Origin of the sequence: Rhizobium sp. WYJ-E13 (assembly GCF_018987265.1) — a bacterium.
In the GTDB taxonomy this organism is placed as follows: Bacteria; Pseudomonadota; Alphaproteobacteria; order Rhizobiales; family Rhizobiaceae; genus Rhizobium.
Genome location: NZ_CP076854.1, coordinates 806,130 through 818,827 on the forward strand (window position 1 = coordinate 806,130; position 12,698 = coordinate 818,827).

Consider the following 12,698-nt stretch of genomic DNA (forward strand, 5'->3'; position numbering starts at 1 on the left):
CGACACAGCCAGACCAGGCTGGTGAGTGACCTCAATTAGGCTTGTGGGCGACGGCGATCATTGATTTTGCGAGAAGCGAAATTCGTCCGACATATTCGAAATCAACACTCTCAAATCCTGTATCCAGCAGAAGGGTCTTAAGAGTTTCCGGAGACCAGAATTTGATGTGCCCATGATCCTTGAGGGGCATGTGGTGATTGTCCATCCTGCCGGTTAGCGCCAGTGCCAGATTCTTCCAGTAGCCATGAAATGGCGTCGATACGACGGCTATCCCCCCAGGTTTAACCAGATCAAACATGGTCGATGAAAAAGTCCTGGGATCGTAGACGTGTTCCACGACCTCAAGGCTGATGACAGCGTCGAAGGTTCCGTATCGGTCGGCAAGATCGTCGTAGGCAGATCCGATTTCCAACGAAAGATCTGGATAGGCGAAATTTGCCTTCGCTATGCCGTCTCGTGACGGATCGACCCCGGCAACTTCATAGCCCTTGTCAGAAAGCAGGGCTGCGGCGCCTCCAGTACCACAACCTAGGTCGAAAACTGTTGTTTCGTCGACTGCCTGGAAATTATCCCCAAGTACATCGACAACTGTCGGCATAAGATAGTTGTGGGCTGTGGCGGGTTTCGAATGAACATAGGTGCTGGCGTTAAGGTCGACAGACATATTCCCTCCTTGACCGTAGTCACAGGCAACCATCGTAGCGACCAGTTGGACTGGAGTTTGATCGCAGTGTGTTGTTAATGTGATTTTGAAAGCCAGATCGTGACATCTGTTCTTCACGGGACATTGGGTTGTCGAACAACGTGGCTCCAGGCAATCACAATCAAAGGTGAGCGCCGCCGAGACCCTTCAGTTCGCCGACGCTTGGAGCCTGCGTTTTGACACTACACAATCGCCGGCGACAAACCGCAATCAGCACGAAAAGCCTTGAAGGCGCTGAGCGCGCGTAGCGAACGTCCATCATCGATGGCTGCAAGATCGAGAATGACCGCATTGGCGATCGTCATCGGAACGACGAGCGACTGGGATTCACCCGCTTCACCGCGTGAAACCGAAATTTGGCAATCGGGCACAGGATCGAAGCGCGCGCTGAGCAGATCGGTGAGCGCCAAGACTTTGGCGCCTCGCGCGGCCGCGATCTTCCTGATCTGGTGGATAAGCGGTGAAGCGTTACGGAAGGCGAGCAGCCAGACGACATCACCAGGTCCCAACGTTGCCAGTGCTTCGGCGATCAGATGCATCTGGCTTGCTAGATCGACCGATGGATAGCCGGAGCGATTGAGCCTCAGGGCAATCAGCGAGGAGAGGGCGGCAGAGTGGCCGCGTCCGAAGACGAGGACGCGACGGCTATCGCGCAGGATCTCCGAAAATCCTCTGACATTGGCATCGGCGACGGCGTTTCGCACCTGCTGGAGTGCGGCAATCTCGCTGTCGAGTACGGAAGAGAGTGCGCCGCCTTCTTCCGCCCGGACGAGGCGCGCGGCCATGCGAGCCGCCGGGCTTTCAAAATCGCCGCCGCCTTCGATGAGGTTTGCCTGCAGGAAGGTCCGGAATTCAGGATAACCCTTGAAACCGAGACGGCGTGCAAGCCGCACGGCCGAAGCGGGATGCACGCCAGCACGGAAGGAGACGGCCTTGCCGTTCTCCATTGCCGCGCGGATCGGATCCTGCATCATCACATCGAGAAGGCGGGTATCGGCCTCGGTCAGCTTTGTCGAGTTGCGGCTGATAAGATCGCCGAGACGCTGCGGAATTTCGTTCTGTCTTTCCATTGCATCACTTCTTGCGGCGCTGCTTGCGAACCTGACCTTGCCCGCGGCTTCTAAATTCAACGATCTCCGGATGAAAGATCGACGCGGCTCCCGCTCTGGTTATCGAAAAACACCGCCTGGTCAAGGTCGCACATGACCCAGAAATTGTCGGCATGGCGCGGCACGTCCTTGCGTGGACTGGTGAGCGTGATGCGTCCGGCCGGGCTATCGCAATGCAGTATAATATCAGAACCCGTCATCTCCGACAGCATGAGGCGGACAGGCAGGGCAGGCTTATGCGGTTTTTCGGCTGATATCGCCATGGATTCGGGCCTGAGTCCTGCCGTCAGGCCGAGCCGGCCATGCCAGTCGGGCAGATGTTCGACAGGCAGGAAATTCATTGAGGGAACGCCGAGGAAACCGGCGACGAAACGGTTCTGCGGCTGATCGTAAATTGCTTCCGGCGTGTCGAACTGCAGCAGGTCACCGTCCTTCATGACCGCAATCCGATCGGCGAGCGAAAGCGCCTCGGTCTGATCATGCGTGACATAAACGATGGTGGCGCCGAGTTGGCGATGCAGTTCCTTGATCTCGGTGCGCATGGCGACCCGTAAAGCATTGTCGAGGTTCGACAGCGGCTCGTCCATCAGGAATATGGAGCTGTTGCGCGCCATCGCGCGGCCCATCGCCACACGCTGGCGTTGGCCGCCGGAAAGCGCGCCCGGCTTTCGGTCAAGATAGGGTTCGAGCTGGAGCGTCTTGGCCACGCCTTCGGCCCGAGCATTGCGCTCGGCCTTCGGCATGCCGCGCAGTTCCAGGCCGAACGCGATATTCTCGCGCACCGTCATGTGCGGATAAAGCGCGTAGTTCTGGAAGATCATGGCGATGTCTCGGTCCTGCGGGACAAGATCATTCGCACGCTGGCCGCCGATCTCGATATCGCCCTCTTCGCAGCGTTCCAGGCCGGCAATCAGGCGCAGCAGGGTGGACTTGCCGCAGCCTGACGGGCCGACGATGACGATGAATTCGCCTGATCTGATATCCATGGAAACGCCGTGCAGGACTTCCGGCCCACCGGGATAGGATTTTCTGATGTCCCGAAGGGTAATGCCGCTCATTGCGCGGTCTCCGCTTCGAGGCGATTGCGAATGGCGATGGCAAGACTTGGCCGGTCTGTCGTGAAGACCTTGACGCCGAGCGCCAGCACCTTTTCGATCTGCCGGGGCGAATGGGCAGCCCAGCAGCCGAAATCGAGGCCGGCGGCCGTGACCTCGGCCATCAGCGCGGAATCGGCTGTATCCACGTGGACGCCGATTTCGCGGATCTGATGCGCCTTCGCGACTTCGATCACCGCAATGGTTCCAAGCTGACGCAGCACCGGCGGGCTGACGAGCCAGAGTTTTGGCCGGCCAGTAGCGGCGGAAAGAGCATCCAGCGACTCGACCAGAAAGGAGGAGAAGATCGTCTTTTCGAGCATGCCGTGGCGCGCCAGCGTCTCGACGACGCGGGGCACGAAATTCTCATAGGGACGGCCATCGGCGCCAGGCTTGATCTCGCAGCGAAAATCCACGGAACTATCGGCGTAGATGGCGCAGAGATCCACAAGCGAGATCGGATGTCCGCCGGCGCCATAGTTGATGATGGCCGCGCGAACCTCTGCCTCGCTCATGGTGGCGATTGCGCCGCTGCGATCCGTCGTGCTGTCCAGCATTGCGTCGTGATGGACCATGATTGCACCATCTGCTGTGGGATGGACATCGAACTCCACCTCTTCCAGCGGCATTCTTGCTGTAGCCGCAAAGCCTTGCGGCGTGCTGTCGCCGAACTCGAGAGTGCCGCCGCGGTGCGAAGCGATTCGTGTCATTCTATGCTTGTCCTTCTTCACGATTTATTTGACCGCGCCGAGCGTGATGCCGCGCACGAGATGGCGCTCGACCAGCAGGAAGCCGAGCAGCACGGGCAGCATGCTGAGGGTGCAGGCGGCCATGACGAGTGGCCAGTCGACGAGGCCCTCACCAGGATTGATGCGGTAGAGGCGGGCAAGGCCGATCTGCAGCGTGTAGAGGTCTTCCCTGCCGACGGCAACAAGCGGCCAGATGTAGTTGTTCCACTCCGTGATGAAGATGTAGAGGCCCATCGAGAAGATGGCGGGCCGGGCGATTGGTACGATCACCCGCCACAACACCTGTAGCGGCGTTGCGCCATCCATATAGGCTGCTTCATCCAGCGCCTTCGGAATGCCCTTGATGTACTGGCGCAGGAAGAAGGCGGCAAAACCATTCGAAATCGCCGGCAGGATGAGGCCGGCATAGGTATCGAGCAGGCCCGCCTTGGCGAGCGTCAGATAGTTGGGGATCAGACTGATATGGCTCGGGATCATCAACGTGGCGACCGTTGCCCCGAAGAGAAGGTTGCCGCCGCGGAACTGGTAACGGGCAAAGGCGAAGGCCGCCATTGTCGCGACCGTGATGCCGAGCAGCGTCACAAGCCCCGAGACGATGATGCTGTTCATGAGATAACGGGCGAAATTATATTCGGCGACGGCACGGACGTAGTTGTCCAACGTGAACTCGTATTGGCCTGTATAATAGGACTGCGCCGTCTCGAAGGACATCCAGATGGAATAGAGCACCGGCGACAGGAAGATCAGCCCCGCAAAAAGCGCGAGACTGGTAACGATCGGGTTCTCAAGCTTCATAATGGACCCTCCGGCCGATGACGAAGGATTTGATCAGCGCCAACACGATGAGGAAGATGAAGAGCAGGACGGCGAGCGCCGAACCTCTACCGATATCAAAGAGGGTGAAACCCACGCGGTAGAGCAGGTTGACGAGCATGTCGGTAGCACCCGCAGGGCCGCCATGGGTCATGATGTTGACGATGGTGAAGACCTGGAATGCCTCGATGACGGAAATCACCAGCAGGAAATAGGTGGTCGGCATCACGAGCGGCACGGTGACTCGCCGGAACACATGGAAACGCCGTCCGCCGTCGACGGAAGCAGCATCATAGAGTTCCTGCGGTACAGCCTGCAGGCCGGCAATATAGATGACGATATCGTAGCCGAGTTGTTTCCACGTATTGACTGTTATCAGTACCCAGAGGGCGAGCTGCGGATCTTGCAGCCATTGCACCTTGCCGAGACCGAGTGAGGTCAGTGCGGCATTGACCATGCCGTAGTCGGTGGCAAAGACCCAGGAGAAAACGACGGCGATCGAGACTGTAGACGTGACCGACGGAAGAAAGAGTGCGCCGCGCAGGAGCCGCGAGGGCAATGTCTCACGGACGAGATAGCTTGCAACGGCAAGAGCCAGTGCCAGCCGTATCGGCACCGAAATCAGCGCGAAGATCGCCGTGACCTGAAGTGAATTCCAGAAATCTCGCGAATTCAGCAACAGGCGATAATTCTCGAAGCCGACGAAGGGCATGGTCGGCGACAGGAAGTCCCAATGCCGCAAGCTAAGGTTCACGCTGGTGATGACGGGGATATAGGTGAAGACCGTGATGAAGATGATCAGCGGTGCAACGAGAAGATAGGGTGTGAGTTTGTGCAGCATGGGACCGAAACAGTTGAGACGACGAGCCGTTCAAGGCCGTCGTCTTGCTGAAGTGAGAGGCTCAGTTGCTGGAGCGCTTGGCTTCTTCGCGCGTCTGCGCGGCAAAGTCCTTCATCGTCTCGGTGACATCGCGCTGGCCGAGCGCCATGGCTTCCCACATCTTGTATTCGGTCGTCCGCATCCAGGTAACGACGGGAGGACGGGCACGGCCATGAGCGAAATCGAGCTGCTTGATGGCAACATCGATGCCCTGCTTCTTGGCAAGCGCTTCGGCGGCAACTGGCTGTGTCGCGCTCTTCTTGTTGATCGGCAGGTAGCCGGTTGCGGCAAACCAGATCGCATTAGCTTCCGGCGAGGCGGCATAGCTGATGAACTTGTAGGCGGCGTCCTGAACGTCCTTTTGCGAAGTCGCGAGAATGCCGATACCGGCGCCGCCGATCGGAACTGAGCAGACCTTGTTGCAGGGCATCGGACGCACTTGGAGCTTGTCGCCGAGCGCCTTCTTGGCGCCGCCGTAATCGCCCGTGGAATTCAGAGAGATACCGACCTTGCCGGCGAAGAAGGCATCACGGCCGACATCTTCATCGGTGACGCCGTCCGGAGAGGCAACCTTCTGGTCATGCACGAGCGAGGCCATCCACTGATAGGCTTCGATCGTGTTCGGCGAGTCGAGCAGGATATCGTTGGTCTTGGAATTGATCAGTTCGCTGTCATTGGACATCACGAGACCCCAGCGGGCGAACTGGCCGGGGGCCGCGATACCGGTGATGCCTTCCGAGCCGAGCTTCTCGGTGATTGTCTTCGAAACGGCAAGAATATCTGCGAAAGTCTTCAGCGACGGCTCCGTCGTGAAGCCGGCGCGCGCAAGGATGTCCTTGTTGTAGTAGAGGACAGGCGTGGAGGAGTTGAACGGTACGATGTAGTTCTTGCCGTTATAGACGCCGACTTCACGCGCATAGTCGTAAAGGTCGTCCTTCAGCGGGTCGGCGTTGAAATAGGGCGTGAGATCGATCAGGGCGCCGCGGTCGGCGAAGAGACCATAGCGGGTGACTTCCATGATGACGGCATCAGGCCCACGTTTGGCGGGAATGGCGGCCTGCAGTTTGGCAACAATATCATTATAATCGCCGACGAACTCGCCGTCGATATGAATACCGGGATTGGCGGCTTCGAAATTGGCGATGATCTTGTTGAGCGCCTCGCCTGAGGATTTGCTGAAGCTGTGCCAGAACTTCACCGTCGTATCGGCATGTGCCGAACCGACCATCGACATCAGGGCGACAACGCCGGCTGCGACTGTGTTCTGCAATTTAACTAACATATTTTTCTCCTCTGCAAAAAAAATTGCATTCCGTTTTGGCAGGGATTACCGCGCGCAGGAGACAGTTTCTTGAAAGCCGTATGAAGTTTTGGTGACAAAAGAGGTCGCGCAAACGACTTGAATCCACCGTGCTGGAACGCCCGTCTGCGGCAATATTCTACGATGACGCCGCACGCATAAGTACCTATGTCTTAAAAAGACAACCAAAGCGGATTCAGATCATTTCAGCATAAGTTGCATTATTTGTGAATTTACTGGTTACCAAACCTAGTACTACAGTTGCGGTTTACCGGAAGTCATGATTCACTTCCCGCATTTGGCGGGAGGGAAGTTCAATGTCGGTTGCGGGTTGGTCCGGGTCGGTTCTGGCGTGGCATCGTGAGCTCGATGCCTTGAAGGTGCGGTTGGGCTCGGTCTTTGGTCGCCGAGAATTGCGCGCATCGTGCGGTGCCTTTCTGGATGGGTTGTTGTCGGGAGTAGAGCGCAAGACTGGCTGGCTGATGGCGGAACAGGCAGGACTGGAGCGCCCTTATCGGATGCAATCGCTGCTGGGGCGCAGCCATTGGGATGCTGACGCATTGCGCGATACGGTTCGCGCTTATGCAATAGAGTCTCTCGGTGACGCGGACGGCGTTCTTGTGGTCGATGAGACCGGCTTCCTGAAGAAAGGCGCCCATTCAGTCGGTGTCGCACGACAATATTCCGGCACGGCCGGCCGGATCGAGAACTGTCAGATCGGTGTTTTCCTTGCCTATGCAAGCCGCTACGGTCAGACCCTGATCGATCGGCAACTTTATCTACCGAAGGAGTGGGCCGAGGATGAAGCCCGCCGTGCTTCGGCTCACGTCCCCCAGTCCCAAGCCTTCGCGACCAAACCGGCCATTGCAGCCAAGCTCATTGCCGATGCGCTGGATGCCGGCGTGCCTTGTGCCTGGGTATTGGCGGATGCGCTTTATGGTTCGGATTCCAAGCTGCGCCGGATGCTGGAAAGCCGTGGCCAGCCTTATGTTCTGGCAGTGCGCTCCAATCAATGCCTGCGCTTTGTGCGTGAGCAAGGGATCGAGCAGACCGATCCCGAAACGATGGCTGATGAGTTGAAACCGGAGGTTTGGCAGAGCCATGCAGCAGGCGAAGGTGCCAAGGGTCTTCGGCTTTATGATTGGGCCCGTATTCCTCTCAGCTCTCGCCCGGATCCACAATGGGAGCGCTGGCTTCTGATCCGGCGCAGCCGACGCGAACCCGATGCGCGCGCCTATTACTTTGTCTTTGCGCCCGCCGGTACCGAATTGAGCGAATTGGCGGGCGCTGCCGGGCTGCGTTGGACCGTGGAAGAATGCTTCCAGCGTGCGAAGGACGATCTCGGCCTGGATCATTGCGAAGCGCGATCCTGGCATGCTTGGAAGCGGCACATGACGCTCGTCATGGCAGCCGCTGCATTCCTCGCCAAACTCGGCGCCGATCTACGCCGCACCGCTGCTGGCAAACCGAACGAAACGAGTCCAAACCCGCCAATCGCCGCCTGACCAACACCATGGCCTTCGTGCCCAGCGTCGCAGAGATCCGCTATCTGATCAAACGCCTCCTGCTACAGCCCCCGATTAGAGTTCGCCTCATCTTGGCATGGTCACTCTGGCGACGCAGGCATCAAGCATCCGCAATGCTTTCTCACTACAAAGCAAGGCATCAAACGCAACTGTAGTACTAGTAATGATTGTATTTCAATCGTAGAGATACCCAAAAATGGCGCGCTATAATTTCACGCATTGATTGATCTGTGCATCAGAATGTGCTTGATGACGCTCAACTTAGTAAACAAATCGATAGCGAAGTGTCTCTATCTCGAACATGGCATGCGTTCCTTGCGATTGCGGTTGCAAGCGGGTTCATTAATCTGCTGCATTTGACCGGTTCATTGTTCATGCTTGAGGTTTATGACCGCATTCTGCCGAGCAAGAGCATCCCGTCCCTGATTGCTTTATGTGTCCTTGTCTTGTTGCTTTACGGGTTTCAGATGGGATTCGATGTGGTTCGGGGTCAGATGTTGACCCGGGTCGCCGACATTCTGGACCAGCAACTTGAAAGGCGCATGTATAAGGCGCTTCTCAAAATGCCCTTCTCCGGCGAGGTCAGGGGTGACGGTCTCCAGGCCCTTTCCGATCTGGACCAAATTCGCGGATTTCTTTCGAGCAACGGTCCTAACGCGTTGTTCGATTTCCCGTGGCTGCCATTTTACCTGCTCATTTGTTTCATGCTGCACCCGTGGATCGGCGTCAGCGTTCTGATCGGTGCAGTCATCCTGGTCGTCATAACGGTGCTGACCAATTGGTCCACAGCGTCACTGAACGAGAGCGCGGCGAGTGCCCGCGGCCAGCGTAACATGTTTGCGAGCGGCAGCGTCCGCAATGCCGAAGCCATTCAGGCTATGGGCATGTCGAGCACCATGATGATGATGTGGCGTGACCTTCACGGCGAATACAAACGCCAGAGTCGCCGGGGTGCCGATATCATCGGTGCCTACGGTGCTGCGTCGCGCGTGGCGCGTATGATTATCCAGTCCGGCGTCATGGCGGTGGGGGCTGTCTTGGTCGTCAATGGCGATGCGACGGCGGGCAGTATCATCGCCGGATCGATCCTGTCGGCAAAGGCTCTTGCGCCTGTAGAGCAGGCAATCGGCAACTGGCGCAGCTTTACGTCGGCCCGGCAGGGTTGGAGGCGCCTTCAGAAATTTTTCGAGATCGCTCCCGAAACGGAAGCCGCCCTTTCCTTGCCCCGGCCGGCCTTTACCTTTTCGGTCGAGAATCTAACCGGCTCGCCGCCGGGCGGGTCCGCAATTACGCTAATGGACGTTTCCTTTGAACTGCAGGCTGGAAGCGCACTCGGAGTGATTGGACCGAGTGCATCCGGAAAATCCACGCTTGCCCGACTTATTGTCGGCGCTTGGCAAATACGTTACGGCAAAGTGCGCTTTGATGGTGCGAGCCTTGACCAATGGGACATGGATGAGCTCGGCCAATATCTCGGTTATCTCCCGCAAACTGTGGAATTGATGGCCGGCACGGTCGCGCAGAATATTGCTCGTTTCCGGCCTGACGCGACTGCTGCGTCGATTATCGATGCAGCTAAAGCGGCGAATGTTCATGATCTTATCCTGAACTTGCCGGATGGCTACAAGACCAAGATTGGTTCTAACGGCGAAGCTCTTTCTGCGGGACAAAAGCAGCGCATTGCCCTGGCCCGCGCGCTTTACGGGGATCCGTTCCTGATTGTGCTGGATGAACCAAATTCCAATCTCGACGCGGAAGGCGAAAATGCCCTCAGCAATGCGATCGCCAATATCAGGGCAAGGGGCGGGATTGTGATCGTAATCGCGCATCGGCCGAGTGCGCTGGCCAACGTGGATTTGGTCGCAGTTATCGCCGCTGGCAGGTTGCAGCGATTTGGTACGAAGGAAGAGATTTTCGGGCAGGTGCTGCGTCAGAATATCCGACCGGTCACATCCGACCATCAGCCGCGGGCGATTGAAGATGCCGGATCGTCCGTCGCTTCGAACGATATGTGATGGAGCCGCCATGCGTTTGCGAAATCTAGCAAAATTACCGCTTGCCAAGCACGTCGCGGCTGTCGTTCTGCTGGCATTCGGGTTGGTGGTCGGTGTTTTTGGATGGGCGATGACGACCGAGCTTTCGAGTGCGGTCATTGCGTCCGGGCGTGTCATCGTCGAGGGCAATACAAAGAAGATACAGCACCTCGCTGGCGGAATTGTCAGTGAAATCGACGTGAAAGAGGGCGATAGGGTTGACGCGGATCAGGTGCTTGTCCGCCTGAACGGAACCGTCGTACAGGCTAATCTCTCCATCGCCGAAAATACGCTTGCGCAACTCTATGCACGCCGCGCCAGGCTTCAAGCCGAGGCATCCCGCGCACCCGAGTTGACAGTTCCTGAAAAATTGTCCGAGCTCACAACGTCCAAGTCGGCCGCAACGCTGGTTGCAAGCGAACAGAACCTGTTTATCAGCCGAAAGAATGCGCTTGAAGGCATGAGGAGGCAGGTTGCAACACGCAAGCAACAGTTGACGGACGAGGTCAATGGTCTGACGGTTCAGATTGACGCTATACGGGATCAGGTTAACCTTGTTAATCAAGATCTTGAGAAGGTAAACACGCTCTATCAAAAGGGCCTGACGACGCAACAGCGGCTGAATGATTACAAACGTCGTAAGTCCGAGCTCGAAGGGCAGATGGGGCAGGGTATCGCCGCCCGTGCACAAACCGAAGGCAAAATCGGTGAGCTTGATCTTCAGCTCCTGCAACTTGATGAAGATAGGCAGTCGGAGGTTTCCAAGGATCTGACCTCTGTCGAGGCCAGCATCGCAGAATATGAGGAACGACTGGCCGCGACAAAGGACCAGCTCGCTCGCCTGGAGATCCGCGCGCCGATTGCCGGCCGAATCTACCAGCTCGGCGTTCACAATATCAATGCAGTTGTCCAGCCGGGTGAGGTTCTGATGCTCATCGTCCCGGAGCATGATGAGTTGCAGGTCGAGGCAACCATCGCCCCGAAGGATATTGATCAGATCTACAAGGGGCAGCCGGTCGATATCCGGTTTACGGCTTTCAATCAGACAACGACGCCTGATATTGCTGGAGAGGTTTCCGTCATTTCGCCCGATCTTCAGACGGACCCACGGACGGGAGCGGTTTTCTATACGCTGCGCATAACGCCTGACATGGCCACACTGCAAAACCTGTCCGAACGCTCCCTTTATCCCGGCATGCCCGCAGAAATATTTATCAAGATCGCGGACCGCACGGTAATATCGTATTTCGTCAGGCCTTTCAAAGATAGGTTGCGATTGGCGTTCAGAGAAGAGTGATAGTGAAACGGGATATTGTCCCAAAAAGGGCTCAATTAAATACCTCTTTCAGCGCTGTTACAGACTTGCCAAAATATTATGCTTATCTATTAGTAAAGAAAGGCGTTTGTCGCTGTTGAGTTAGTGTATCGAGCGTCGCAACGAGAAAAGCTTTATTCAAACAAAGGAATGGAGAACATTCATGGCAGGTTTGACAGTCACGTTCGGTAATGGTGGGGCTTCCACCGTTTTCGACCTTCAGAGCATTGATGCCCAGAACAACAGCGCCCTTGACAACAGCACCCAGAAGCAGGAAGTGACCGACCAAAACGGATCGATCCTTCAGTCCGGCTCTGTCAATGTAGGCGTTGCACCGGTCAGTGGTTCCGGTACGGGCGGCGATGTCGCCGTCAATTTTGACGCGAATACGAATTCCTTCAACTTTGACGTTGTTGGCAAGTGGAATTCAGTTAAGAACGTTTTGGCGCAGTCTGACAGTGCGGAAAACGTCTACTTCAAGGATTTCGTTCAGGCCGACGTCCATCTTGGCGGTACCACCGCTTCGACCGTCGAAATTCTCAACGTCAAGCGTGCAAACGTCTCGACCGGCTCAGGCAACGACACTGTCACCATCTCGCTTTTGTCAAATGACAAAAACTGGGTAAACGCAGCTACGGTCGACACGGGTGCTGGCAACGACACGATTACGATCAAGGCCGGCCAGGGCCTAAATGCCATTGGCGGCATCACTGGGGCAAATGCCGTTAACGGTGGCAACGGTATTACGGATGGTAGTAATTCGTCCGTCATCATCAATGCAGGTGCTGGAGACGACACCATTGATCTTCACGGCGTCAACCTGAAGTCCTCGACGGTCACCGGTGGCACCGGAGTCGATCATATGATTGCAAGCGGCGGTGCAGATACGTTCGTATTCAATCTCGGCGACATGGCCAAGTCTTTCATCACGGATACTATCGAAGGCTTCAACACGGCAGTGGATAAGCTTAAACTTGTGGGCACGGTGGAATCCGACTGGCAAGCACAGACTGTCGATGGTGACGCCATTATCAAGTATATCGGCGCTGAAGTCGCTCATCAGGGCGAGAAGATTATCCTCAGCAACGTCGACGCTGGCGGGTTCCATAACTGGTTCACCGCGTAACGATCCGAAGCATCTTTGAGGTGATGAACATGCCGCTGCGAGGCGGCATG

At 56.7% G+C, this 12,698-nt stretch carries 11 protein-coding genes; 4 read left to right on the top strand and 7 right to left on the bottom strand.

Annotation, left to right across the window (positions count from 1 at the left end):
- Nucleotides 1-31 precede the first annotated feature (31 nt).
- The 7 genes from KQ933_RS25235 to KQ933_RS25265 form a co-directional block, all read right to left on the bottom strand.
- Nucleotides 32-664, bottom strand: a complete 633-nt coding sequence (locus KQ933_RS25235) for a bifunctional 2-polyprenyl-6-hydroxyphenol methylase/3-demethylubiquinol 3-O-methyltransferase UbiG (protein WP_216760546.1) — start codon at nt 662-664, stop codon at nt 32-34.
- Nucleotides 665-885: 221 nt separating this feature from the next.
- Nucleotides 886-1,773, bottom strand: a complete 888-nt coding sequence (locus KQ933_RS25240; protein ID WP_216760547.1) for a MurR/RpiR family transcriptional regulator — start codon at nt 1,771-1,773, stop codon at nt 886-888.
- Between the two features lie 56 nt (nt 1,774-1,829).
- Nucleotides 1,830-2,870 (bottom strand): ABC transporter ATP-binding protein, encoded by a 1,041-nt coding sequence (locus KQ933_RS25245; RefSeq protein WP_216760548.1) that lies wholly within the window; start codon nt 2,868-2,870, stop codon nt 1,830-1,832.
- Nucleotides 2,867-3,616, bottom strand: coding sequence for a glycerophosphodiester phosphodiesterase family protein (locus tag KQ933_RS25250; protein WP_216760549.1), 750 nt, complete (start codon nt 3,614-3,616; stop codon nt 2,867-2,869). The genes KQ933_RS25245 and KQ933_RS25250 overlap by 4 nt, the downstream gene beginning before the upstream one ends.
- 24 nt (nt 3,617-3,640) lie before the next feature.
- Nucleotides 3,641-4,450 carry a carbohydrate ABC transporter permease gene (locus KQ933_RS25255; protein ID WP_216760550.1) on the bottom strand — a complete coding sequence of 270 codons (810 nt, stop codon included), beginning with the start codon at nt 4,448-4,450 and terminating at the stop codon, nt 3,641-3,643.
- Nucleotides 4,440-5,309: a carbohydrate ABC transporter permease gene (locus tag KQ933_RS25260; RefSeq protein WP_216760551.1), complete on the bottom strand. Its 870-nt coding sequence runs from the start codon at nt 5,307-5,309 to the stop codon at nt 4,440-4,442. The genes KQ933_RS25255 and KQ933_RS25260 overlap by 11 nt, the downstream gene beginning before the upstream one ends.
- A 61-nt stretch (nt 5,310-5,370) precedes the next feature.
- Complete coding sequence (locus KQ933_RS25265) at nt 5,371-6,630, bottom strand: ABC transporter substrate-binding protein (RefSeq protein ID WP_216760552.1); 1,260 nt, start codon at nt 6,628-6,630, stop codon at nt 5,371-5,373.
- A 335-nt stretch (nt 6,631-6,965) separates the two neighbouring features.
- Between KQ933_RS25265 and KQ933_RS25270 the strand changes: the two genes are divergently transcribed.
- The 4 genes from KQ933_RS25270 (at nt 6,966) to KQ933_RS25285 (ending at nt 12,648) form a co-directional block, all read left to right on the top strand.
- The gene (locus tag KQ933_RS25270) at nt 6,966-8,153 is read left to right on the top strand and encodes an IS701 family transposase (RefSeq protein ID WP_216755009.1); all 1,188 of its coding nucleotides are present in this window, start codon (nt 6,966-6,968) and stop codon (nt 8,151-8,153) included.
- Nucleotides 8,154-8,515: 362 nt separating this feature from the next.
- Complete coding sequence (locus KQ933_RS25275) at nt 8,516-10,189, top strand: type I secretion system permease/ATPase (protein WP_253958427.1); 1,674 nt, start codon at nt 8,516-8,518, stop codon at nt 10,187-10,189.
- Between the two features lie 10 nt (nt 10,190-10,199).
- Nucleotides 10,200-11,504, top strand: coding sequence for an HlyD family type I secretion periplasmic adaptor subunit (locus tag KQ933_RS25280; protein ID WP_216760553.1), 1,305 nt, complete (start codon nt 10,200-10,202; stop codon nt 11,502-11,504).
- A 181-nt stretch (nt 11,505-11,685) separates the two neighbouring features.
- Nucleotides 11,686-12,648 (top strand): rhizobiocin, encoded by a 963-nt coding sequence (locus KQ933_RS25285; RefSeq protein WP_216760554.1) that lies wholly within the window; start codon nt 11,686-11,688, stop codon nt 12,646-12,648.
- Nucleotides 12,649-12,698 lie beyond the last annotated feature (50 nt).